Here is a 21,701-nt window from a genome sequence, read left to right as displayed (position 1 = left end):
CTTAAATTAAATAATTATGATTAACAGATATATTAGGGCAATTGCCGGAACTTTTATTTTGATCAGCCTTATTTTGGCTGTTTATGTGAATATAAATTGGTTGTGGTTTACAGGTTTTGTGGGTGCCAACTTGCTACAATCATCATTTACAAAATGGTGCTTGATGGAAAAAATCCTTAAAAAACTTGGCGTAAAGGACGAAGGAGAGAGCTGTTGCGCTTAGTGTTCCTCATCAAAAAAACTATTTATACAAATCCCGCTGCAGAAAATTGTAAGTGGGATTTTTTATGAATACCATTACAATATGACTTTAGTCATTTTAAAACCCACAAATTCTGGATATATTTGAGATGTATAAAAAAATTAAGAGTATCATGACTATAAACATTCAGTATGTGAAAATGCCCACCAGTGAGGCGATGAACGAATATGTTGAAAAAAAACTTCAAAAACTTGCAGAAAAGTATGAGTGGCTTATTAGAGCCGATGTAAGTTTTAAGTTGGAAAACAACGTTTACGGCAAAGGCAATATATGTGAAATGGAACTGAGCCTTCCGGGACCTAAAATTTTTGCAACATCAAAAGAGGCAACTTTTGAAGCGGCCGCAAAAGAAACAATTTCAGACCTTGAAAAACAGCTTAAAAAGCGCAAGGCAAAATTCACAACACACTAAAAACCAGTACAGATGAAAAAAATATTAGTCCCCGTAGATTTTTCCGACCATTCAGAATATGCGTTGGAAGTAGCTGCTAACATTGCAAAAAAGCAAAATGCCGAAATCGTTGCGGTACATATGATGGGTCTTAGTGACGCAGTTTTAACGCGCGATGAAAGCAAGGAAGTTTTTGAGGCGATGTTTTATATGAAACTTGCAGAAAAGCGTTTTGCCGAATTCCTTGACAAAGAATACCTAAAAGGAATTACGGTTACCGATGCGGTCCACAATTATAAAATTTTTAGTGAATTGAATGATGTGGCCCGAGATTTTGGAGCAGATTTAATAGTAATGGGATCTCACGGAAGTTCCGGTTTAAAAGAGGTTTTCGTAGGAAGTAACACAGAAAAAGTAGTGCGCACTTCCGAAATACCTGTTTTGGTAATAAAGCACCGTCATGAAAATTTCAATCCAGAATTTGGGGTGTTCGCCTGCGACTTTTTGGAAAACTCAATAGGACCGTACAAGCGCGCCCAAAAAATGTTTGATGCTTTGGGGATAGAGATGCAAACGCTTTATGTAAACCTAGCAGGCGATTTCCGCAGCACCCGTGAAATTGAAAAAAGAATCCTCGGGTTTTTGAAAAGCGCAGGAGAGGCAAACCCACTTGAAACACTGAACAAAGTAGCACAGTACAATGAATATTCTGTAGAAGCTGGAATTTTTGGCTACAGCCAAGTAAGTAATGCCGATATTATTGCATTGCCTACGCAAGGCCGTCAAGGTTTGGCACATTTCTTTTCTGGAAGTATAGGCGAAGATGTAGTAAACCATTCTGACTTGCCGGTAATGACTTTTAAAGTTTAGTTAATTGCTATCGACATCAATTAACGATGAAAGAGCAGAAATTTCGTAGATGGGTTTCTGCTTTTTTTATTTCACAAAAGGGTGTTGAGCGCAATCTCAATCATTTTTGAAAAACTGCCCTCACGTTCGTCGGCAGTTGTACTTTCACCTGTAACTAATGAATCGGAGATTGTTAAAATAGCCAAAGCCTTTACATTGAATTTTGCCGCTATGGTATAAAGTCCGGCGGCTTCCATTTCAACGCAGAGCACTCCAAAATCTGCCCACTTTTTATAGTTGTTGAAGTCATCTTCATAAAACTGATCGCTGGAAAGCACATTGCCTGCTTTTATGGGAATATTGTTTTCCTTGGCATAAAGTGCGGCTTTCATAAACAGATCGAAATCGGCAGTGGGCGAGTAGTCGCAATTTACAAAACGGGTGTTGTTAATGCCCGAAGTGGAAGAGGCTGCCATTGCAATAACGATATCACGAATATTAATATCCTTTTGATAGCTTCCAGCTGAACCAACGCGAATTAAATTTTTCACCCCGTAATCGTTAATAAGTTCGTGGCAATATATCAACGCTGAAGGAATGCCCATGCCCGTGCCTTGTACTGAAATAGGTTTTCCTTGGAAAGTCCCAGTATATCCCAACATGCCGCGTACGTCGTTATAGCATTTGGCATTGTCAAGAAAAGTTTCCGCAATCCATTTGGCGCGCATCGGGTCGCCGGGAAGTAAAACCGATTCTGCAATCTCACCTTTTTTTGCTTCAATATGTGTGCTCATCTTTGTCATTTTTGGCGGCGGTTACAATTTCAATTCCCGAAGAGGTTCCAATTCTGTTAACGCCTATTTCTATATATTTTTTGGCGGTAGCGGCATCTTTTATTCCGCCAGAGGCTTTTATTTTTAGACTATCGCCCACTTCTTCAACCATTATTTTTACTGCATTTTCAGTTGCGCCGCCTGTTCCGAAGCCTGTTGAGGTCTTTACATAATCGGCACCCGCCCGTTTCGCAATCTGGCAAGCTATCTGTATTTCATTATCTGTTAAATAGCAAGTTTCAAGGATTACTTTTAAGGTTTGGCTACCAATTGCTTTTTTCACGGCAGCAATTTCCTCTTGAACTTGCTTGTGCAATTCAGCTTTAAGAAAACCTATGTTTAGTACCATATCAATTTCATCGGCACCGTCAATTATACATTGTTCTGCTTCACATACTTTGGCCTGAAGATTATTTGCACCCAAAGGAAATCCAACTACTGAAGCTACTTTTACATCGCTGTTCTTTAATTCATTTGCAGCTAATGAAACGTAACAACTGTTTACGCAAACCGCGTAAAAGTTATGTTTTTTTGCTTCATTACAGAGCTTTACAATTTCATTCGGAATAGCAGAGGCTTTTAGGAGGGTATGGTCTATGTAATGGCTCAGTTCCATTAATTTTTGTGTTGATTGATGATGGAAACCAAATCGTTTTTCTGCAGGACGCCACTTTGTCGCCAAAGTTGCTTGCCGTTTTTGAATAGAATCATCGTTGGCACCCCGCGCACTTGGAATTGCGCGGCCAAGGGTTGGTTTTTGTCAACATCTATTTTTACGATTTTTACGGCATCGCCCAATTCGTCTTTCACCTGTTTTAGGATGGGGGCAAGCATTTTGCAGGGGCCGCACCAATCTGCAAAAAAGTCAACCAATACGGGAGTATTGGAATTGATTATGTCTTTGAAGTTGCTTTTCATTGGAAGAGTTGTCGGTTATCTGTTGTCGGTTTTAATCTGTTTTCTTTTATTTCAACCAAGCAATGGGTTCTTTTTATACTTTCGTAAAACAGGCATTAGCATTTCCAGCGGAATTTTGATGGAATAGGTTCCTGTGTAGGATGGGCAGATTACGCAGTCGTCAAAATAAAACTCTACTACATCATCATTTATTACGAAATTGTTTTTTGCGTCAAAGAAATCGTCGGCAGAAATAGCCCAACAGTCGTAATACATTTCGCCCGAATTTATTTTTTCCTTTAAAAGTGTATTTAAGATTTCGCGAAGTTCCTCTTCAGAACCGCTGTTAAAAAAATCTTCGTAGTTCATAAAAACGGCCCGTTCCAGATCAAAGTTCAAACAATCAAACGTATAGGCTGCGTGGGCTGCGCCTGTGTAATGGTTTTCTTTGTAAAAAAGCACGCTGATAAGGCGGTCGTTTAGGTTGTAGATTTTATAATCAACTGTTCGCAATTCGTTTTGTTTTGGAATTCCTAGGGAGTCGCAGAGCCGCTTTTCTTCCAGAATCTGTTTTTCAACTCCTTTGGCATCCAGGTAATATTTGCTGATGTATTCGTTGAAATTTTCGAACTGAGGCCTTATTTTTTCGTTTAGATATGGATATTTAAAATCGAGGGTGTACCAATCGCCTTCCTTTAAAAATGATTTTGAAATCAGTAGTTTCTCAAGTTCTTCTTTTGAGTCTTTTTTCTCAAGCAACTCCTTTCGTTTTATAATAAGGGTTTGTTGCTGCGTTTCCAGATTTTTATCAGAAACCTTTAGGGAATCAACAATTTCTTCTTGATTATTGATAGGGGTAGAAGTATCAACCTCCTCCTTTTTGGGATCGTTTTTACAGGCGATTAATGTGAAAAAAAATAAAATTGGAAGAAAAACTTTCATGTTTTTTGGGGTTTTAAATCATAAAAATAGGGAAAGAATGATAGTGATAAAAGCGAAAGTTTAATTATGTATATTAATTTTCCAACAGCATTTTTAATTTTGCAAGCATAATCACTTCACTTTTGTTCTTTCCTGCAAAGGAACTGGCAATAGCGTTTGCTGTCTTCCAGATTAGATCCTTTCGTTCTTTGGTGAAAAGCTTGGGGTTCTCTTTTTTATAATCTGCAAAACTCTCAAAACAATCGCTTGCGTCAAGCTGTTCGTAGTCAAACCAATCAAATACAACTTCTATCTGGTATGCGGCATCTGAATGGAAGGGATCCTCATAATCGTCCAGGTTTTTCCATTGTTCCGCCACAATGTTTTTCAAAATATCATATTCTGCTTTCCGCACCACTTTGTCCGCCGCGGCAATGGCGTAAAAAAGTTCGCCCATTTTTTGATAAAACAGGAGTTGAGGTTTATCAACGGTTCCCATATTCTTTAATTTAATGATTCTTAAAGGTGTAAAACTAAATAGTTTTCAAACGAAATTTTATGATAAAAATCAGTTCCAAAAAACTGTTTAAAATCCTTACTTTTGGGGGATGAAGGTTTTTGAGGGAAAAAAAGGCAATATTTTTAAGATTCTTTCCGAAGCAATATCGGAAGGTATTGTGATAGTTAACGAAAACCAGGAAATTGTGACCTCAAATGAAGCTGCAGACCGCATGTTTGGTTATGAAGCAAAGGAACTTTTGGGAGAAAATATAAACTTGCTGATTCCTCGAGAGTATAGGCACAGCCATACCGAACAGGTTGAGGAATACTTGGAAAAGAGCGATCCGCGCCAAATGGGCCACGGGCGTGATCTTTACGGCCGGCGCAAGGACGGTAGCGTTTTTCCGGTGGAAGCGGGCTTGAACCCCTTTGAAATTTATGGCAGTAAATATGTAATGGCGCTAGTAACCGATATTACCGTTCGGAAAACCCAAGAAAAGGAAATTATAGAGCTCAACCTGCATTTGGAGCAAAAAGTGGAGGCGCGAACCAAAGAACTTAAGCAAACAATAAAAGAGTTAAAGGAGGAAGTTTCAAAACGCAAGGAAGCAGAATATAAAATCATGGAATCGCTTCGAAAAGAAAGAGAGCTCAACGAATTGAAAACGAAATTCCTCTCGTTGGTTTCCCATGAGTTCAAGACGCCTTTAAGCGGTATTCTTACTTCAGCTACCCTTGTGGGGAAATATACAGAGACAGAGCATCAGGAAAAGCGCGAAAAGCATTTAAGAACTATTCAAAATAAAGTGAAATACCTGAATAATATTTTGAACGATTTCCTTTCTATTGAACGTTTAGAGTCTGGCAAGGCTACTTATAAATTTGATGTCTTCCCGCTGAGCAAAGTAGTGAACGAAGTGATTTATAACGCAAATATGCTTTTGAAGGATGGCCAGCGTATAAATTATCCACAGAACATAGACGATATTTTGGTGAATTTTGATGAAAAGATCCTTGAATTATCACTTACCAATCTTATAAACAATGCCATAAAATATTCGCCAGCACACACAGTTATAGATGTAGTGGTAATTCCACAAAAAGATTCCTTGAGTATAAAAATTATAGATGAAGGTATGGGTATTCCTGAAAAGGAACAGAAATATATTTTCAACAGATATTTCCGTGCCGAAAACGCCCTGCTGGACCAAGGCACCGGTATTGGTCTAAATATAGTAAAAAGCCATTTGGAAAGCCTTGGTGGTAAAATTACCTTTGAAAGCGAACAGAGCAAAGGCAGTACGTTTACAATTACCTTTCCCACAAATAACAATACAAATTAGCATGAAGACAATACTTCTTATTGAAGACGATACCGCATTAAGAGAAAATACAGCTGAACTTTTGGAGCTTTCCGGCTATACCGTTTTTACCGCACCCAATGGTAAAATTGGCATTGAAAGAGCAAAAAAGGAAAACCCGAGCATCATTGTTTGTGACATAATGATGCCAGAAATTGACGGCTATGGAGTACTTGAAAGTGTAGCTTCGGAAGAAAAAACGAAGCATATCCCTTTTATCTTTCTTTCGGCAAAAACGGAGCACAAAGAAATTCGCAAAGGTATGGATATGGGGGCGGACGACTACCTTACCAAACCATTTGACGAAGAGGAGTTGTTAAGTGCCGTAGAAAGCCGTTTGGCAAAAGCGAGTATTTTGGCAATGCGCAAGAACAATAAAGTTGCGGAGACCGATGAGGGTGATGAAAACCCACAGAACCTGAACCAGTTGAAAAACTTTTTTTGTGATGAAGGCGAAGTGTCCAATTATAAAAAAGGAGAAACCGTTTACCAAAAAGGTGACCACTCCAACAGTATGTTCCTAATCTTGAAAGGGGTTGTGAAAACACATACGATGGACGCCAATGCAAAAGAGTTAATTACAGGGCTATACAAAGCCGATGACTTTTTGGGTTTCACTTCTTTTGACGATAACATTCCCTATAATGAAACCGCTACAGCTGTGGAAGACACTGAAGTTGTGGGAATTTCAAAAACCTATGTGAAGGATATTCTGAAAAAAAGCCAAGATGTTTCCTTAGAATTGATGAATCTTTTAACCGATAATCTTTCTGAAATAAAGCAGCAATTGGTTAAAATGGCCTACAGCTCCGTTCGGAAAAAAACGGCCAGCACCATTCTTCAATTTGTGGAGATTATGGACAAAAAACCGGATGCGCCCCTTCGCATCTCACGCAATGACCTTGCTACAACTGCCGGAATTGCTACCGAAAGCTTGATAAGAACCCTTTCAGATTTCAAAAAAGATGGTATTATTGAAATTGAAGGCCGCGATATTCGCATCGTAGATTTGGATGGTCTTCGTGATATAAACTAATATCCCAGGTCATTTTTTCTTAAAGCTGATTTTTATCATTTTCTGTACCGACATATAAAGATAATTTTGTCGGTAAGATTATGATGCTATGATGAACGTATTGATCCCGACGGATTTTTCTGAAAATTCACACAACGCCATTAAGTATGCGCTGACATATTTTTCTGACGTTGCCGTTAATTTTTATATTCTTCATGTCTCACCTAAAAATTCAGATTACAAAGAAGAAGAACAACACAGGTTTTCAGATTTTGAGGCTGAGATGCAGACAGTCCAGAGTACTTCCGTTTTATTAAAGGAAGAAATAAAGACATGCCAGTTTCAGTCCAAGAACCAAGCTCATAAATTCCTTCCCCTGCAGGAAAACATGAATTTGGTGGAAGCCATTAGGAAGCAAGTGGCTGAAAAGGAAATAGACTATATTTTAATGGGCACCAAGGGCACTTCAAAATCCAATAGAAGTGAATTGGGAAGCAACACTTGTGATGTAATTACTAAGGTAAAATGTCCCATACTTGTAATTCCCGAACATGCAAGGTTCAATGGCATTAAAAACATTGCTTTCTTAACGGATTATAATTGCATTTACCGCAACAAGGTAATCTCTTCGCTTTCTGAAACGTTGGATTTGCACCGTTCACCACTGCGAGTGCTTCACATAAAAGCGCAAAATAGTGATCTTACCGCATCACAAACTGACAACAAAGGGTTTTTACATTACTTTTTCAAAGATAAAAAGCACAGTTTCCATTTTGTTGAAAACAAAGACTTGGAAATAGGCATTCAGGATTTTGTAGAAACCTGGGAAATTAGTCTTGTTTCCATCGTGGCCAAAAACCTTAATCTTATACAAAGACTTTTATTGCGTCCTACGCTAAAATCTGTTAGTTACACTGCAGATGTGCCCTTTTTGGTACTTCATGAATAGTTATCAATAGTAGTTAAATTTGGCTATTACTGAAATTGGGGCATTACAAATTCATTCTTCTCGACCAATTGGGTAATCCTCATAAAAATCCTCAAAGGTTTTAGTGGTGGTGTAATTATCTTTTAAAACCTTAAAGACTGAGAATATTAAAAAAGCTTGACCAAAGACAGTTAAATAAAATACCCAACTAAACGGAAAATCCATAGTGGCAAAGACAGCAACTGTTACCAGAACAAAGGTGGTTATTACAAGATATGTGATAGCAGAAAAATTCATAACTTTTTAGTTTTAAATTACGAAATAAATAGTTGGTCTGCTCTTAATGATTCCTTAAAAATCAGGATGTTAATTGATATTTGTCATATTTTAACTCTACTGTAATGGTTATCTTTACGTAATTATTTTAAAGAGTTTGCTATGCGAAAAATACTCATCCCAACTGATTTCTCTGAAAATTCAATGAATGCTGTTAAATATGCTACCGAGCTTTTTAAATATGAACGTTCAGAACTATACTTGCTTCACGCTTTTTCCGATTCGGTTTATGAAGATAAGGCCCGATTAGCCGATGCGGTTTTTGAGGAATTACAGCAAAAGGCACTTCAAAAAGCAAAGGATAATCTAGAGGAAACTCGGAAACAAATTATCGGTTTTTCCCCTAATCCAAAACACAATTTACACACCATTGCAGAGTTTGGCCTTTTAGTAGATTCGGTAAATGATTGGGTGGAAAAGGAAAATATAGATGTAGTGGTTATGGGCACCAAGGGCGAAACTGCCGATAAAAAAATTACTTTTGGCAGCAACACACTTCAGGTAATAAAATATGTAAAATGCCCAGTGCTTGCTATTCCGGCTGTTTATGGTGATGTGCACCCGAAGCATCTACTGTTCCCAACCGATTATCAATTGCCGTACAAACGCCGCGAGTTAAAACTGGTGAGCAATATTGCAAAATGTTTTGTTTCGAAAATGGATTTCCTTTACGTTTCAAAATTTCCGTCACTCTCATTGCGACAGCAGGATAACAAAAAATTTCTGGAAGTCTCTTTCTGTGATAACCAAACCAATTTTCATCAAGTTTCTGGAACAAACGTTACAAAAGCCATCAATACCTTTATCATTGAAAACCCAATAGATATGCTTGTCATGGTAAATACCCGCCATTCCTATTTGGAAAACATACTCTACCAGTCTACCATTGAAAAGATAGGGCTCAAAATAGACATTCCTTTTTTAGTACTTCAAAATCTACCGAGATAAACCTTTAAAAATATTGACAATGAAAAAAATTCTTGTTCCAACCGATTTCTCAAAAAACGCTTATGCTGCTTTGTTTTATGTTACAAAACTCTTTAGTGATGAAGCGCTGCAAATTACAATTCTCCATTCCTTTGGTGAAGAAGTAGGTAAGCTAACAAGCCGTGTGGATATTGGACGTTCTGAAAATATAATTGAAAAACTATATCGTCAATCAGATGAGGATGGAGAACAACTGGTTCATAAAATAAAACTTGATTCCTCTAAAGTTGCACACAATTTTGAAGTCATTTCCACCCCCGCCACTCTATCAAAGACCATTAATAAATTGGTTTCTACGGAAGGGATAGATCTCGTGGTAATGGGCAGCAAGGGCCGCACGGGTGCCGAAGATGTTCTGGTGGGAAGTACAACTGTAAAAATAACCAAATCTTTAGAAGGGTGTCCGCTGCTCATCGTACCTAGGGAAGTTGATTTTGTTGTTCCCACAAATATAGCTTTCGCGACAGACTACAATGATTTCTATCAACTTTCAAAATTGAGACCAATCGTTCGTTTGGTGCGACAGTACAATTCAAATATACATATGCTACACGTGGGGAGTGAAAATGAATTGGATGCCAAACAACAACAAAATCTTGAACAATACCGAAATGACCTTACTGAATATGACACAGAGTTCCATTTCATACCTAAAAAGGAAAATATTTCAAAAACACTGCACAACTTCATTGATAGCAATAAAATGGACTTATTGGCCTTGGTGTACCACAAACATGCTTTTTTAAAGCAACTCTTCCGCGAGCCAGTAGTTAGTAGGGTAGGGAAGCACACGCATACACCTACTTTGGTAATTCCTATTAAAAACTAAAATTTCAAAAAATGAAAAAGCGAATATTAATACCCACAGATTTTTCAAGAAACGCATGGAATGCAATAAAATATGCCATGGAGCTCTATAAGAGGGAATATGTGGAGTTTTTCATATTGCACACCTATTACCTTTCAGGGTATTCAAAAGAAAACCTATTGAGTCCTGAACCTACGGAAAAAGATCTAAAAAAAGTTCAGGAAGCTTCAGAGAAGGACATGGAGAAGCTGAAGGTGCAAATGGGTTTCTATGAAGAAAATGACAACCACACATTTCAATATATGAGTGAATTTGGCTCGTTCTTCGATGTGATGAAAAAGACTGTGGAAAAGCAGGACATAGAATTGGTAGTTATGGGAACCCAAGGAGAGACGGACAATAAAACCGTTATTTTGGGCAGTAACGCAGTAAATGCAATGGAAAAAATTAGAAATTGCCCAGTGCTTGCCATTCCTTCAAATGTGTTATTCAAAGATCCGAATGAAATTGTATTTCCCACTAGCTTTAGAACACATTACAAAGAAAAGGAATTGGCTACTTTAGTAGAAATTTCACGCTGCACTAACTCCCCAATCCGTATTTTGCATATTCAAAAAGGAAAAAATCTTTCAAAATCGCAACTGGAAAATAAAGCTTTGTTGGAAAAAATTCTGGAAGCTGCCGATTACACCCATCATACCCTATACGACATCGAGATTAATGACGGCGTACGCTGTTTCGTGCAAAGCCGACAGAGCGAGATGATTGCCATTGTAAACAAGAAGCACAATTTCTTTGGAAGTGTATTTTCAAATCCGATGGTCAAAGAACTCGGCAAGCACAGTAACGTGCCACTTTTGGCGATGCACGATTTAAGAAATTGAGCAAAATGTCAAAAAATCATCAGGATATTGAAGTAATAAAACATTCAGGCCAAAAGGCGAAGTTTTCAATTGAAAAACTAAAAGGCTCGCTACGGAAAAGCGGCGCGGACGAAGCATTGGTCAACGAAATTGCAAATAACGTCCGCGATGAGCTTTATCAGGGTATTTCAACTAAAGAAATCTACAATCGTGCCTTTGCGCTTCTCAAAAAAAAGAAAAAAGGCTACGCTTCAAAATATAAGTTGAAAAAAGCAATTTACGAGCTTGGTCCCACAGGTTTTCCTTTTGAAAAATTTGTTGGGGCAATCCTTTTTTACAGTGGTTATGAAGTAAAGACAGGGCAGTTTTTACAGGGAAAATGCGTAACCCACGAAGTAGATGTGGTAGCGCATAAAAACGGTCAGTATATTGTGGCTGAATGTAAATTCCATAGTGATGAAGGTCGTAATTGCGATGTAAAAGTTCCACTCTATATCCATTCCCGCTATCGCGACATCCTCAATTTTTACGGTGATAAAAACAATGGGGAAAAACCAAATGAAGGTTGGGTTGTTACCAATACCCGCTTTACCGAAGACGCCTTGACCTATGGCAAATGTGTGGGCCTTTACCTTTTAAGCTGGGATCTTCCTAAAGATAACGGAATCAAGGACCGTATAGACCGCTTGGGACTATATCCTGTTACCGTTTCCACCTTACTAAGTCAGCGAGAGAAACAGTTTTTGCTCAGCCGTGATGTAGTGCTCTGCAAACAATTGATAAATGATCACTTCTATTTGGACCATTTGGGAATTTCAGAAAAAAGAAAAGAGAGGATATTAAATGAGATTGAACAGTTATGCAGAAAATAAAAATACATTTCCTAGGCGCAGCGGGAACCGTAACGGGTTCCAAATATTTAATTGAAACTTCTGAAAAGAATATTTTAATAGACTGTGGCATGTTTCAGGGTCTAAAGGAATTGCGCGAAAAGAACTGGGAGTATTTGCCTATAGATGTTTCAACGATAGATATAGTACTTTTAACCCACGGCCATTTGGACCATACAGGCTATCTGCCGCGATTGGTAAAACAAGGTTTCCGCGGAAAAATTATTGGAACTGCCCCAACACTTGCAATCACTAAAATAATTTTGTTGGACAGTGCTAAAATCCACGAGGAGGAAGCGGAAAAAGCAAATGAAGAAGGTTATTCCAAACACAAACCCGCCGAACCGTTTTATAGCGTGCAGGAAGCCGAAGTGACGCTGGGATTTTTTCAATCTAATGCAAGAGATGAATGGTTTGAACTTTCGAAAAACATCAAATATCGTTTCAGGTATAACGGGCATATTATCGGCGCTACTTTTATCGAGCTGGAAATTTTCGGCAAAACTTTCGTCTTTTCCGGAGATATTGGCAGGGAGCACGATTTACTGCTTTATCCACCCGAAAAACCGCAATGGGCAGACTATCTTTTTATGGAAAGCACTTACGGAAACAAATTGCATCCAAAGGAAAGCGTTACGGATAAATTGGTTGAACTCATCACGAAAACCATTCACAACCGCGGCAATTTGATAATTCCTTCCTTTGCGGTGGAACGCTTACAGACGCTGATGTTTTTACTTTGGAAATTGTATAACGAAAATAAAATTCCAAACATCCCAATTTTTATTGATAGTCCGATGGGTAATAACGTGCTTTCGGTATTTCAAAATTTTCCGGATTGGCACAAACTGCCGATGAAGGATTTTAACGCAATGAACAACCGGATGAATATAATAACTTCCTATAAGGAAACTTGGGAAACCATTGACAATCCGCAGCCGAAAGTTGTTATTGCAGGTAGTGGAATGGTTACCGGCGGAAGGGTTCTTACTTATTTGAAACAGATGATTGATAAGACAAATACGACCGTTTTATTGGTAGGCTACCAAGCCGAAGGAACCCGAGGAAGACAACTTTTGGAAGGTGCGTATGAGTTGAAATTCTTTGGAAAATACTATCCCGTAAAAGCTGAAGTCCATCATATAGAAAGTCTTTCAGCCCACGCTGACCAGCAGGGACTTTTGGATTGGACGAGCAAAATAAAAAATATACCCGAAGAAGTATTTCTAATTCACGGCGAGCCTACGGCGCAGGATGCTTTTCGGGTGAAATTGCATGATACCTATGGATGGAATGTAACCATTCCGATGTTATATGAAATAAAGGAGATTGTGATTTAAAATTTTTATGCAAATGCAACTACTCCATTGAGAAGGGTATAGATAATAGCGGTTATTAACCCTATTAAAAAGATAATGACTGAAACAAATAGAAGTCGCTGTTTATGGGTGATTATTTTGCCTAAAAAATACAAATCGATTATCATTTCGTCATAAATATTTTGGCCTTTTTTCATTATTCGTTTAAACTCGTTTTTAAATTCAGTTAGCGACAGTTTTGCAAAATTTTCGGCATATAAGGTTCCTTTGTAACCACTTTTTTTATAAGATGATCCAAAATATCGATGTGGCACCATACTGAATAGTGCGAAGATCATTGATAGCAAGCTGCAGATTATCAAAATTCGAGTGCCTATTTCCAACGGAACTTTCTGCGATTTGGGAACTACAAATAACAAACCTAAAAGTAGTGACGTTATGATAGAATTTACCGTTAGCACTATCCTAGCTTTATTGTCAACCATTTTTAGAAGATTGTAGTGATTTCGAGAGAGGGTTTTAAATAAAGTTTGCACACCTCGGGCATCATAGCGCTCCAATTTTTCTTGTTTATGAATGGTTTCTTTTTCCATAATAAGCAATTATAAGTCACATAATTTTTTTATTTCGTTTAAAACTTTTTCCTTTCTCAGTGTAGAAATTCCAATTTTATCCAACAAATGAGAGTCTTTATAAAGCTCTTTGGTAAGGATTACATTGTATTTAATGAGGAGATGTTTTTCATTTTTTGTCAATGTGGTTAAGGTGGTGATGGGGTAGAGGGCAAACTTGTCCACATTCTGTTTTATGCCGTTGTTTTTTGGATAGTCCCAACTCAATAAATGTAGCCCCACACACTTGGCGTAATCAATTGCATCGGTTGAAAAGCGCGTGTTAGTTACCAACCAGCCTTGTTTTAAATGAGATGCTTTTTTTGAGTCGTTGTTCCAACATTTTTGAATATCCAAAAACCTGGAGTTTATGTATAGCGGGACTTTAACATTGCTAACGGCCTTGGGGTCTGCATGGAATTTACATTCAACCGTATAAGTATTACCATCTTTTTCGGCCAGAACGTCTACTTCGTGGGTAATACATTCACCTTGCATAATAATGCCCACTTGCGTACTATAGCCGTGATGCTTCAGCAAGGCACTTACCAACTGTTCAAAAGGATAGCCTGTTGGGCCTAAATCTAAAATTGCGCGCTTCAAACTGTATTTAGAAGCTGAAGTGCGATTGTGTTTCTTTAAAAGGGAAAAAGCTTTTTTGTAGATTTCTTTGGAAGGCATACCATCATATAGCGTGGGCATTATTTGTTCCACAATTTCGTCTATTTCACTTTCTGAGGCTTTGCATCGCCTTAGCGAAGTTTTCAACTTTTCCGCATTGAATGTTTCAATTTCTCCGTTGAATTTCTTTATTTCTATGCTGTCATTTTTCATAATAAATCAAGTCAAAATCGTAAAATTTCAGTCATTAAACCGAAACGAATAATATCCAGTTGATGTTGAAAGTAAATATTATAATAATCCAAACCGTGATAAAACTTGATAAAAAAACCGATATCTTCCAAAAATTTTGGATGATAATAAAATGTGAAAGCACCGCTGAAACGTTTTGTATCAAAGATTTTCCAGTCGTTAATTTCATCAAACATCCAAGTGGTTTCAATTTTTAATGAAAAGTTTGCCTTTCTTTTCTTACTGAAAAAATGACGATCCAGTGGAAGCTTATAGGCAAAAAACGAATTGTGCCATCGCAGCCCGCTATATTGTCCCTTTAACTCGTCAAGCATCCAGCTTTTGGGATGGATTTCCAAAGAACTTTTAAAGAATTTTACTGCGTTTACCTGAGAACCATAAGAAGTGTCAATGAAACCTATTTCAAGAAAATTGGTTGCAAAATTTCCAGATTGTAAATTTATGGAAGTATCGCTATTGTAAAAATTACCGTCTTGGCCATTGGAATGATGTGCTATTCTTGCAAACATAGTGGTGTGATGGGCCAATTCCGGGTAGCCAAAGAGATAATACAAAGAGAGTTGTGGAATATAGCTTGGCGTTTTCACAGGATACGACTCTTCATTAAACATTCTAATGGTAATCTGAGGTGTTAGGACCATCATCATTCTTGAATCTGCCCTTTTTCTGACCACAAAATTGGGGTTGAGGTTGGCCTCGAACATAAGCGGCTCAATATTTCCGACGTCCGTTGGAAATGTTATATAGCTATCGCTTTGATTAATGTGGGCAATTTGAACAAGATATAGTCGAGGGACTGTATCTGTTTGCTGTTGCGCAAAACTGCTGACAATGCACAATAGAAAGACTACGATGTGGAATGTATGAGTCATGTTTTTTTCTTCAAACCATAGTATATCATTCCTGCAAAAAACAATGTAACCAAAATCCTAAAAAGCATAGCTCCAATGGTACGGCTTTCATACAGGCCATCATTATTGATATAAATGAACAGCCCAATATATGCCAGAACGAGTATTATGACCGCAATTAGCATAACAGATAATGACCATTTTTTTAAAAAAAGATACCCGTAGGAAGCCAAAAGGTATAAAAGACTTACCATAAAATTTGCCCAAACCACCAAAGGCACATAATTGTCTTCCTTTGCACGTATTCCGAACCAATCAAATATTACGGAACTGCTCAAAAAAAGTGTGAGCAATGCAAATACAATTAGTAGAACTGCAATAACGTATCTAAATACTTTATTTTTTTTCATGATTCAACGATTTAAAATTTTCTTCGGTTTTCACCATACCACCATTTTGGTTTGTATTGTTTTTTCACCAATCCAAATCTTTTAATGGCGTGAATTTTTATATGCGCTACAACTTCTTCAGCAGAATCGGTTACGAAAAGTAGTTTCATATCCTCGTGGCTAATGCTTTCGTTATCTGCCATTGATTGAATGTGGTGACAAAGCTCTTTGTGGTATTCAGAATCGAAAATAACAATAGGGAAATTTTCGATTAGTTTAGTTTGTATCAATGTAATTGCTTCAAAGAGTTCATCTAAAGTTCCCATTCCACCAGGCATTACTACGTAGGCATAAGAATATTTCATCAATAAAAACTTTCTAACAAAGAAATAGGGAATGTCTATCCATTTGTGCAAATAGGGGTTTGGTTTTTGCTCAAAAGGCAGAATAATATTCACTCCCACAGAATAGCCGCCAGCCTCAAAAGCGCCTTTGTTGGCGGCTTCCATAATACCCGGACCACCTCCTGTCATAATAGTGAACCCTAATTTTGAAAGTTCAGCTCCAATTTTTTCTGCATTTTGATAGTGTTTGGAATCTGGAGTGAACCGTGCCGAGCCAAAAACAGTAACACAGGGTCCGATAAAGTGCATTTTCCGAAAACCACGTACAAATTGGTACAACACCCTTAAAGCAAACCCCAATTCTTTAAACCTTGAAAGGGGCCCCCGAAGGAATGGCGATTCGCTTTTTTGTAAATGATATTTGATGTTATTTTCCATTAATTTACTTTTTTATAGCTCCAAACCGCCAAACCGTTCATTATAATTGCATATAGCAGCGTTTTCCACAGCTGTGGTAAAATATCCATAAAGCCGGAGCCTTTCAGCATAACCATGCGTACAATCTCTACAAAATATTTTATAGGGTTAAATTCCGTAACTATCTGTGCCCATTTTGGCATGCTTTCTATTGGTGTAAACAAGCCGCTCATTAAAATAAAAATCACGACAAAAAACCAAGCGATAAACATAGCCTGTTGTTGGGTGTCGGTGAAATTTGAAATTAGTAGCCCCATTCCTAAAATCACTAAAATATAAATGGAAGTGTATGCGTATAGAAGTATTATGCTGCCTAACATTGGAACATTGAAAATTACTTTTGCAAGTATCAGCCCAATAGTTAGCAAGCCCATTCCAATTACCCAAAACGGAAATAATTTCCCGATAATAAACTGACTTTTGCGAATGGGGGTCACGTTGATTTGTTCCAAAGTGCCTATTTCTTTTTCTCTAACAATATTCATCCCAGAGAGAAATAGGGTAATCATAGTTACCAATAGCACTAAAATACCTGGGACCATGAAGGTTTTATAATCTAAAGTAGTATTGTACCAAAAGGAAGGGATGCTCTCAATCGTAACGGGCCGTCCAATTTTCTTAGATTTATCCATTAAATTAATTTTCACATCTTTATTAAAACTTTGGACAATTTGATTTACATAACCACTTTCCACTCCGGCAGCGGCACCGTCAATAGCGTTAATAGTGATGGATAAATTGGTTGTTTTTTCCTTTAGGAGATTTAGTTCAAAATGATTTGGGATTTCCATCACCACATCAACTTCTCCAGCTAACATTGCAGAGCTCGCTTTTTCTTGTGAGGGAAAATCGGTTAATACATCGAAATAAGTAGAAGCATTAAACTTTTCAATCAATGCGCGGGAGGATGAGGTATGATCGTAATCTATGTATGCGAATTTTATGTTTTTTACTTCATAAGTAGCTGCATTGGAGAGTATAACCAATTGGAGAATTGGAAGGATGAAAATGATTGGCAACATCCCTTTATTTCTAAAGATTTGTTTGAATTCTTTTTGTATTATGTAACCGATAGTCTTCATTATTCCAAGCGTATTTTATATTTTTTCACACTTAACCCAATAAAGAAAAGGGTCATTCCAATCAAAATCAGCGTTTCTTTCCAGACATATGCCATTCCAACGCCTTTCAGCATGATGCCCTTTATAATGATGATAAACCATTTAGCAGGAATGATGTTACTGATTACTTGTAATGGTGCTGGCATACTGGATATTGGAAAGATAAATCCAGAAAGTAATATTACGGGAAGCATCAAACCCATCAACGAAATCATCATTGCAGACTGTTGAGTTTCTGCGATGGTTGAGATTAAAATTCCCAACGCTAATGATGTGATTATAAACAAAACACTTTCTGTACCCAATAAAAATAGACTGCCCTGAACTGGCATCTTAAATATAAAAATGCTCAAAACAACTATTACCGCTGCATTTATAACAGATAGAAAAATATACGGAACCACTTTCCCGATAATAACTTGAAAGGGTTTTAAAGGTGAAACCAATAAAATTTCCATTGTTCCCAATTCCTTTTCGCGCGTTATGGAGATTGAGGTCATCATTGCCGAAACCAGCATTAAAATAATAGTCATAACGCCGGGAACGAACATAAAAACACTTTTAAGTTCTGGATTGTAAACCATCCGTGTCTGCGGAATTATCTGATACTCTATTACTATATCTTTATTTTTAGATTGTTGATAGTTTTGAAGTATTGAATTGATATAGTTAGTGATCGAATTTGCAGTATTTGGGTCGGTGGCGTCAGTTATTATTTGAATGGTAGCCTTCTGCTCTTTTATAAGATTTTTGCTGAAATCTTTTTCAAAATTCAAAACTGCTTTTATTTTTCCTTTTTTGAAAGCTGTTTCAATATCGGTTTCCCGAACAATCATTTGTTTAATGGTGAAATATTTTGAAGCTGAAATCTTATTAATTATTTCTTCTGTGGTAGTATCTTTTGAATGGTCCAAAATGGCAATATCAACGTTATTGATTTCATTGGTGATAGCAAACCCGAAAAGCAATATTTGGGCAATGGGCATCCCAAAAAGAATGAACAACGACCGTCTATCCCTGAAGATATGGTAAAACTCCTTTTTTATAAAACCTATAAATCGTTTCATTTTCCCCTCTAACTCCCCAAAGGGGAGAACTTATTTCGTTGTTAATTTTTAATTGCAATCGGTATTTTTTCCCTTTCCTTTGGGAAGGGTCGGGGATGGGATTCTAGCCAATTTCAAAAACACATCGTTCATAGAGTCTACCTTAAATTGTTCTTTCAATTTCTTTGGTGTGTCCAAAGCTTCTATTTTTCCTTCCACCATTATAGAAACACGGTCGCAGTATTCGGCTTCGTCCATATAATGCGTGGTTACGAAAATAGTGGTGCCCTGGTCGGCGGCCTTATAGATCATTTCCCAAAACTGTCTTCGGGTTATGGGGTCAACGCCGCCAGTGGGCTCATCCAAGAAAACAATTTTTGGTTCGTGCAAAAGTGAAACCGAAAATGAAAGCTTTTGTTTCCAGCCCAAAGGCAAGGAGCCAACTAATTTATTACTGATATTTTCCAGCCCCAATTCAGAAATTAATTCTTCCCTTTTCTCCTTAATTTTTTTTTTGGACAAACCATAAATACCTCCAAAAAATGTAATGTTCTCTTTTACTGTTAAATCATCATAAAGTGCGAATTTTTGGCTCATATAGCCTATGTTTTTTTTGATGTTTTCGGGCTGGGAATACACATCAAACCCTGCAACAGTAGCTTGGCCCGAGGAAGGCTTTGAGATTCCTATCAGCATTTTCATAGCCGTGGTTTTTCCTGCGCCGTTCGCTCCCAAAAACCCAAAGATTTCACCTTTTTTGACTTCAAAACTGATAGTGTTTACAGCTGTGAAATCACCAAATGTTTTGGTTAATTGATTGACTTCTATTACATTTTCTTCTTTCATTACCGCGCTAATTCCATAAAGGCATCCTCTATATTTGCTTTGGTAGATTCTATGTGAATAGCTGTTAGGCCTTCTTTTTCCAAATAGGATTGCAAATCACTTATTTCAAATAAATCCCTCTTGTCGGTATAATGCACAAATTCGCCAAAGGGAAAGACGCTATATACGTGCTCGTATTGCTGCAGCGATTGGATCAATTTGTACATATTAACTGCGCCCACATTGTAAATGGTTTTCGGGAATTGGCTTACAATGGCTTCGGGTGTGTCGATTTTTAAAATCTTGCCGCCCTGTATCAAGGCAATCCTGTCGCATAATGCCGCTTCGTCCATATATGGAGTTGAAACCAAAATGGTAATCCCTTTTTTCTGTAAACGTTTCAACATTTCCCAAAATTCCTTTCGCGAAACCGGGTCAACGCCGGTCGTGGGTTCGTCCAGAAAAAGCACTTTAGGTTTGTGAATCAATGCGCAACAGAGGGCGAGTTTTTGTTTCATTCCGCCAGAAAGTTTTCCTGCGCGTCGATTTTTGAAAGGTTCAATTTGAACGTAAATATCTTCAATCAAATCGTAATTTTCTTCAATCGTAGTTCCGAAAATAGTGGCGAAAAACGCCAGGTTTTCCTCTACAGTCAAATCTTGGTAAAGCGAAAAGCGCCCGGGCATATAGCCCACTGCCTTTCGAATGGCCTTATAATCTTTTACAACATCAAATCCGGCAACGGTGGCAGTCCCTTCATCGGCAATTAACAGCGTGGTCAAAATCCTGAAAATGGTGGTTTTCCCGGCGCCATCTGGCCCGATTAGGCCAAAGAGTTCGCCCGGGTTCACATCAAACGAAATGTCCTGAACTGCTTTTACCTTTTTATAGGATTTGCTGATATTGCTTAGGGAAATGCTCATTTCTTTTGTTATTAAATTATTAAGTTATTGGGTTACTGAGTTATTGGGTTATTCTGAAGTGTTAATAACTGAGTAACCCAATAACTCCGTAACTTTTCCCTTAATTTTCAACTTTGACGGTAACTTCCATTGTAACCTTCGATTTTATTGAGTTTGAAATCAAACAAGCCGCTTCCGATTTTTGGAGGATGCGTTCTGCTCGTTCCCGATCTTTTTCATCTTTAATGGTTACGATGGGTTGTAGAATTACTTCCGTCATTAAATATTTGCCGTCCACTTTTTCCAAAACACCTTTCGATTTACAGCTGAATCCTGTGAAATCCAGTTTTGAATTTTCAGCAATTGCCAAAAAAGTAGTCATCAAGCAACTGCTTACTGCTGCTGTAAAAAGATGTTCGGGCGACCAAATATTAGGCATTCCCTTTGGAAATTCGGGAGGTGTAGCAACTTCAATGCAATTTGCTGAATGCGTATTACCTTCTGCCAATTCTGGCGAGCACATCATTCCTTTCCGGTCCTCGCGCCATGTGATATCTATGTTATAATTATGTTTTTCCATGATTCAGAATATTTTATTGAAAGTAATTGTAATAACCTTCTAGGTTTTCTTTGATGCTTGCTAAAGTTTCAGCGCCTTCATCTGTATTTGAAACTTTTCCCAGAGCCTCAATTTTCTCGATAAGCGGATGTAGAAAAACGTGCAGGTTATCGTGCGAAGGACCTTCCATCGTACATTTTTTAACTACTACATTTTTATCCTCGTTCAGTTTTGAAGCAAGTGCGTGATAATCTTCCACGGTTTTGGGGGCGCTGGATTTTACCAAACTGAGCATTTTGTCCACCCCTTCAGTTGTTTCCAGGTTGGCTTCCCATTTGTTGCCGTTGTCTAACTTTATCTCGTTTACCCAAGCGTTGTTCAGGGAATGGGTTTCTTCGGCCATTTCTTCCATATCGTGTTCGTGTACTCCTTCGGTGGTTTCAACGATATCAGTACTTTCCTGTTTATGTTTTGTTTCGTTACAGCTTATTAATAATGCTGAAATGATTGCTGTTGTTAAGATTGTTTTTTTCATAATATTA

28 protein-coding genes are annotated in these 21,701 nt (G+C 37.7%); 11 read left to right on the top strand and 17 right to left on the bottom strand.

Annotation, left to right across the window (positions count from 1 at the left end):
- The first annotated feature begins 16 nt into the window (after nucleotides 1-16).
- The 3 genes from AC58DT_RS01295 (at nucleotide 17) to AC58DT_RS01285 (ending at nucleotide 1,523) form a co-directional block, all read left to right on the top strand.
- Nucleotides 17-223: a YgaP family membrane protein gene (locus AC58DT_RS01295; RefSeq protein WP_497214967.1), complete on the top strand. Its 207-nt coding sequence runs from the start codon at nucleotides 17-19 to the stop codon at nucleotides 221-223.
- A gap of 151 nt (nucleotides 224-374) precedes the next feature.
- Nucleotides 375-674, top strand: coding sequence for a ribosome hibernation-promoting factor, HPF/YfiA family (hpf, locus tag AC58DT_RS01290; protein ID WP_497214965.1), 300 nt, complete (start codon nucleotides 375-377; stop codon nucleotides 672-674).
- A 12-nt stretch (nucleotides 675-686) separates the two neighbouring features.
- Nucleotides 687-1,523 (top strand): universal stress protein, encoded by an 837-nt coding sequence (locus AC58DT_RS01285; protein WP_497214963.1) that lies wholly within the window; start codon nucleotides 687-689, stop codon nucleotides 1,521-1,523.
- Nucleotides 1,524-1,594: 71 nt separating this feature from the next.
- Here AC58DT_RS01285 and deoD read toward each other — a convergent pair whose 3' ends face one another.
- From deoD to AC58DT_RS01260, 5 genes are all read right to left on the bottom strand, one after another.
- Nucleotides 1,595-2,296, bottom strand: coding sequence for a purine-nucleoside phosphorylase (gene deoD, locus AC58DT_RS01280; RefSeq protein ID WP_497214962.1), 702 nt, complete (start codon nucleotides 2,294-2,296; stop codon nucleotides 1,595-1,597).
- Entirely contained in the window at nucleotides 2,280-2,951 is a 672-nt protein-coding gene (gene deoC / locus AC58DT_RS01275; RefSeq protein WP_497214961.1) for a deoxyribose-phosphate aldolase, read from the bottom strand. Before deoC ends, deoD begins: the two co-directional genes overlap by 17 nt.
- Nucleotides 2,951-3,253, bottom strand: a complete 303-nt coding sequence (trxA, locus tag AC58DT_RS01270; protein ID WP_497214960.1) for a thioredoxin — start codon at nucleotides 3,251-3,253, stop codon at nucleotides 2,951-2,953. The genes deoC and trxA overlap by 1 nt, the downstream gene beginning before the upstream one ends.
- A 51-nt stretch (nucleotides 3,254-3,304) precedes the next feature.
- Nucleotides 3,305-4,174, bottom strand: a complete 870-nt coding sequence (locus tag AC58DT_RS01265) for an RsiV family protein (protein ID WP_497214959.1) — start codon at nucleotides 4,172-4,174, stop codon at nucleotides 3,305-3,307.
- A 73-nt stretch (nucleotides 4,175-4,247) separates the two neighbouring features.
- Nucleotides 4,248-4,610 (bottom strand): hypothetical protein, encoded by a 363-nt coding sequence (locus tag AC58DT_RS01260; RefSeq protein WP_497214958.1) that lies wholly within the window; start codon nucleotides 4,608-4,610, stop codon nucleotides 4,248-4,250.
- A 151-nt stretch (nucleotides 4,611-4,761) separates the two neighbouring features.
- Between AC58DT_RS01260 and AC58DT_RS01255 the strand changes: the two genes are divergently transcribed.
- From AC58DT_RS01255 to AC58DT_RS01245, 3 genes are all read left to right on the top strand, one after another.
- Nucleotides 4,762-5,997, top strand: a complete 1,236-nt coding sequence (locus AC58DT_RS01255; protein ID WP_497214957.1) for a PAS domain-containing sensor histidine kinase — start codon at nucleotides 4,762-4,764, stop codon at nucleotides 5,995-5,997.
- Between the two features lies 1 nt (nucleotide 5,998).
- Nucleotides 5,999-7,051, top strand: a complete 1,053-nt coding sequence (locus AC58DT_RS01250; RefSeq protein ID WP_497214956.1) for a response regulator — start codon at nucleotides 5,999-6,001, stop codon at nucleotides 7,049-7,051.
- Nucleotides 7,052-7,139: 88 nt separating this feature from the next.
- Nucleotides 7,140-7,979 (top strand): universal stress protein, encoded by an 840-nt coding sequence (locus AC58DT_RS01245; protein ID WP_497214955.1) that lies wholly within the window; start codon nucleotides 7,140-7,142, stop codon nucleotides 7,977-7,979.
- A gap of 51 nt (nucleotides 7,980-8,030) precedes the next feature.
- On the opposite strand, the gene AC58DT_RS01240 is transcribed toward AC58DT_RS01245, so the two are convergent.
- The gene (locus AC58DT_RS01240; RefSeq protein WP_497214954.1) at nucleotides 8,031-8,255 is read right to left on the bottom strand and encodes a hypothetical protein; all 225 of its coding nucleotides are present in this window, start codon (nucleotides 8,253-8,255) and stop codon (nucleotides 8,031-8,033) included.
- Nucleotides 8,256-8,396: 141 nt separating this feature from the next.
- Between AC58DT_RS01240 and AC58DT_RS01235 the strand changes: the two genes are divergently transcribed.
- The 5 genes from AC58DT_RS01235 to AC58DT_RS01215 are packed head-to-tail and all read left to right on the top strand — an operon-like array spanning nucleotide 8,397 to nucleotide 13,182.
- Nucleotides 8,397-9,242, top strand: a complete 846-nt coding sequence (locus AC58DT_RS01235) for a universal stress protein (RefSeq protein WP_497214953.1) — start codon at nucleotides 8,397-8,399, stop codon at nucleotides 9,240-9,242.
- A 19-nt stretch (nucleotides 9,243-9,261) separates the two neighbouring features.
- Nucleotides 9,262-10,110 carry a universal stress protein gene (locus AC58DT_RS01230; protein WP_497214952.1) on the top strand — a complete coding sequence of 283 codons (849 nt, stop codon included), beginning with the start codon at nucleotides 9,262-9,264 and terminating at the stop codon, nucleotides 10,108-10,110.
- Nucleotides 10,111-10,121: 11 nt separating this feature from the next.
- Nucleotides 10,122-10,973, top strand: coding sequence for a universal stress protein (locus AC58DT_RS01225; protein ID WP_497214951.1), 852 nt, complete (start codon nucleotides 10,122-10,124; stop codon nucleotides 10,971-10,973).
- A gap of 5 nt (nucleotides 10,974-10,978) precedes the next feature.
- Entirely contained in the window at nucleotides 10,979-11,824 is an 846-nt protein-coding gene (locus tag AC58DT_RS01220) for an ATP cone domain-containing protein (protein ID WP_497214950.1), read from the top strand.
- Entirely contained in the window at nucleotides 11,812-13,182 is a 1,371-nt protein-coding gene (locus tag AC58DT_RS01215; protein WP_497214948.1) for an MBL fold metallo-hydrolase RNA specificity domain-containing protein, read from the top strand. Before AC58DT_RS01220 ends, AC58DT_RS01215 begins: the two co-directional genes overlap by 13 nt.
- A gap of 5 nt (nucleotides 13,183-13,187) precedes the next feature.
- Here AC58DT_RS01215 and AC58DT_RS01210 read toward each other — a convergent pair whose 3' ends face one another.
- From AC58DT_RS01210 to AC58DT_RS01160, 11 genes are all read right to left on the bottom strand, one after another.
- The gene (locus AC58DT_RS01210) at nucleotides 13,188-13,754 is read right to left on the bottom strand and encodes a Pycsar system effector family protein (RefSeq protein WP_497214947.1); all 567 of its coding nucleotides are present in this window, start codon (nucleotides 13,752-13,754) and stop codon (nucleotides 13,188-13,190) included.
- 9 nt (nucleotides 13,755-13,763) lie between these two features.
- Entirely contained in the window at nucleotides 13,764-14,606 is an 843-nt protein-coding gene (locus AC58DT_RS01205) for an ATP cone domain-containing protein (protein ID WP_497214945.1), read from the bottom strand.
- 11 nt (nucleotides 14,607-14,617) lie between these two features.
- Nucleotides 14,618-15,517: a hypothetical protein gene (locus tag AC58DT_RS01200; protein ID WP_497214943.1), complete on the bottom strand. Its 900-nt coding sequence runs from the start codon at nucleotides 15,515-15,517 to the stop codon at nucleotides 14,618-14,620.
- Nucleotides 15,514-15,906: a hypothetical protein gene (locus AC58DT_RS01195; protein WP_497214942.1), complete on the bottom strand. Its 393-nt coding sequence runs from the start codon at nucleotides 15,904-15,906 to the stop codon at nucleotides 15,514-15,516. Before AC58DT_RS01195 ends, AC58DT_RS01200 begins: the two co-directional genes overlap by 4 nt.
- 11 nt (nucleotides 15,907-15,917) lie before the next feature.
- Nucleotides 15,918-16,667: an LOG family protein gene (locus AC58DT_RS01190; protein ID WP_497214941.1), complete on the bottom strand. Its 750-nt coding sequence runs from the start codon at nucleotides 16,665-16,667 to the stop codon at nucleotides 15,918-15,920.
- Nucleotides 16,667-17,788, bottom strand: a complete 1,122-nt coding sequence (locus tag AC58DT_RS01185) for an ABC transporter permease (RefSeq protein ID WP_497214940.1) — start codon at nucleotides 17,786-17,788, stop codon at nucleotides 16,667-16,669. The genes AC58DT_RS01190 and AC58DT_RS01185 overlap by 1 nt, the downstream gene beginning before the upstream one ends.
- On the bottom strand, nucleotides 17,788-18,894 hold the full coding sequence (locus tag AC58DT_RS01180; RefSeq protein ID WP_497214939.1) for an ABC transporter permease: 1,107 nt from the start codon (nucleotides 18,892-18,894) through the stop codon (nucleotides 17,788-17,790). Before AC58DT_RS01180 ends, AC58DT_RS01185 begins: the two co-directional genes overlap by 1 nt.
- A gap of 48 nt (nucleotides 18,895-18,942) precedes the next feature.
- On the bottom strand, nucleotides 18,943-19,719 hold the full coding sequence (locus AC58DT_RS01175; RefSeq protein WP_497214938.1) for an ABC transporter ATP-binding protein: 777 nt from the start codon (nucleotides 19,717-19,719) through the stop codon (nucleotides 18,943-18,945).
- Nucleotides 19,719-20,621 (bottom strand): ABC transporter ATP-binding protein, encoded by a 903-nt coding sequence (locus AC58DT_RS01170; RefSeq protein ID WP_497214937.1) that lies wholly within the window; start codon nucleotides 20,619-20,621, stop codon nucleotides 19,719-19,721. The genes AC58DT_RS01175 and AC58DT_RS01170 overlap by 1 nt, the downstream gene beginning before the upstream one ends.
- A 100-nt stretch (nucleotides 20,622-20,721) precedes the next feature.
- Nucleotides 20,722-21,180, bottom strand: coding sequence for an OsmC family protein (locus AC58DT_RS01165; protein ID WP_497214936.1), 459 nt, complete (start codon nucleotides 21,178-21,180; stop codon nucleotides 20,722-20,724).
- Between the two features lie 13 nt (nucleotides 21,181-21,193).
- Nucleotides 21,194-21,694 (bottom strand): hypothetical protein, encoded by a 501-nt coding sequence (locus AC58DT_RS01160; protein ID WP_497214935.1) that lies wholly within the window; start codon nucleotides 21,692-21,694, stop codon nucleotides 21,194-21,196.
- Nucleotides 21,695-21,701 lie beyond the last annotated feature (7 nt).

It is taken from the genome of Aequorivita sp. CRS11 (assembly GCF_059693805.1).
Note: the sequence above shows the minus strand (reverse complement) of the source record. Positions and strands in the feature narration are given on the sequence as shown.

Excerpts from the sequence above, each read along its gene's own strand:
- AC58DT_RS01295 (WP_497214967.1), top strand. The coding sequence starts at position 17 with ATGATTAACAGATATATTAGGGCAATTGCCGGAACTTTTATTTTGATC.
- hpf (WP_497214965.1), top strand. The coding sequence starts at position 375 with ATGACTATAAACATTCAGTATGTGAAAATGCCCACCAGTGAGGCGATG.
- AC58DT_RS01285 (WP_497214963.1), top strand. The coding sequence starts at position 687 with ATGAAAAAAATATTAGTCCCCGTAGATTTTTCCGACCATTCAGAATAT.
- deoD (WP_497214962.1), bottom strand. The coding sequence starts at position 2,296 with ATGAGCACACATATTGAAGCAAAAAAAGGTGAGATTGCAGAATCGGTT.
- deoC (WP_497214961.1), bottom strand. The coding sequence starts at position 2,951 with ATGGAACTGAGCCATTACATAGACCATACCCTCCTAAAAGCCTCTGCT.
- trxA (WP_497214960.1), bottom strand. The coding sequence starts at position 3,253 with ATGAAAAGCAACTTCAAAGACATAATCAATTCCAATACTCCCGTATTG.
- AC58DT_RS01265 (WP_497214959.1), bottom strand. The coding sequence starts at position 4,174 with ATGAAAGTTTTTCTTCCAATTTTATTTTTTTTCACATTAATCGCCTGT.
- AC58DT_RS01260 (WP_497214958.1), bottom strand. The coding sequence starts at position 4,610 with ATGGGCGAACTTTTTTACGCCATTGCCGCGGCGGACAAAGTGGTGCGG.
- AC58DT_RS01255 (WP_497214957.1), top strand. The coding sequence starts at position 4,762 with ATGAAGGTTTTTGAGGGAAAAAAAGGCAATATTTTTAAGATTCTTTCC.
- AC58DT_RS01250 (WP_497214956.1), top strand. The coding sequence starts at position 5,999 with ATGAAGACAATACTTCTTATTGAAGACGATACCGCATTAAGAGAAAAT.
- AC58DT_RS01245 (WP_497214955.1), top strand. The coding sequence starts at position 7,140 with ATGATGAACGTATTGATCCCGACGGATTTTTCTGAAAATTCACACAAC.
- AC58DT_RS01240 (WP_497214954.1), bottom strand. The coding sequence starts at position 8,255 with ATGAATTTTTCTGCTATCACATATCTTGTAATAACCACCTTTGTTCTG.
- AC58DT_RS01235 (WP_497214953.1), top strand. The coding sequence starts at position 8,397 with ATGCGAAAAATACTCATCCCAACTGATTTCTCTGAAAATTCAATGAAT.
- AC58DT_RS01230 (WP_497214952.1), top strand. The coding sequence starts at position 9,262 with ATGAAAAAAATTCTTGTTCCAACCGATTTCTCAAAAAACGCTTATGCT.
- AC58DT_RS01225 (WP_497214951.1), top strand. The coding sequence starts at position 10,122 with ATGAAAAAGCGAATATTAATACCCACAGATTTTTCAAGAAACGCATGG.
- AC58DT_RS01220 (WP_497214950.1), top strand. The coding sequence starts at position 10,979 with ATGTCAAAAAATCATCAGGATATTGAAGTAATAAAACATTCAGGCCAA.
- AC58DT_RS01215 (WP_497214948.1), top strand. The coding sequence starts at position 11,812 with ATGCAGAAAATAAAAATACATTTCCTAGGCGCAGCGGGAACCGTAACG.
- AC58DT_RS01210 (WP_497214947.1), bottom strand. The coding sequence starts at position 13,754 with ATGGAAAAAGAAACCATTCATAAACAAGAAAAATTGGAGCGCTATGAT.
- AC58DT_RS01205 (WP_497214945.1), bottom strand. The coding sequence starts at position 14,606 with ATGAAAAATGACAGCATAGAAATAAAGAAATTCAACGGAGAAATTGAA.
- AC58DT_RS01200 (WP_497214943.1), bottom strand. The coding sequence starts at position 15,517 with ATGACTCATACATTCCACATCGTAGTCTTTCTATTGTGCATTGTCAGC.
- AC58DT_RS01195 (WP_497214942.1), bottom strand. The coding sequence starts at position 15,906 with ATGAAAAAAAATAAAGTATTTAGATACGTTATTGCAGTTCTACTAATT.
- AC58DT_RS01190 (WP_497214941.1), bottom strand. The coding sequence starts at position 16,667 with ATGGAAAATAACATCAAATATCATTTACAAAAAAGCGAATCGCCATTC.
- AC58DT_RS01185 (WP_497214940.1), bottom strand. The coding sequence starts at position 17,788 with ATGAAGACTATCGGTTACATAATACAAAAAGAATTCAAACAAATCTTT.
- AC58DT_RS01180 (WP_497214939.1), bottom strand. The coding sequence starts at position 18,894 with ATGAAACGATTTATAGGTTTTATAAAAAAGGAGTTTTACCATATCTTC.
- AC58DT_RS01175 (WP_497214938.1), bottom strand. The coding sequence starts at position 19,719 with ATGAAAGAAGAAAATGTAATAGAAGTCAATCAATTAACCAAAACATTT.
- AC58DT_RS01170 (WP_497214937.1), bottom strand. The coding sequence starts at position 20,621 with ATGAGCATTTCCCTAAGCAATATCAGCAAATCCTATAAAAAGGTAAAA.
- AC58DT_RS01165 (WP_497214936.1), bottom strand. The coding sequence starts at position 21,180 with ATGGAAAAACATAATTATAACATAGATATCACATGGCGCGAGGACCGG.
- AC58DT_RS01160 (WP_497214935.1), bottom strand. The coding sequence starts at position 21,694 with ATGAAAAAAACAATCTTAACAACAGCAATCATTTCAGCATTATTAATA.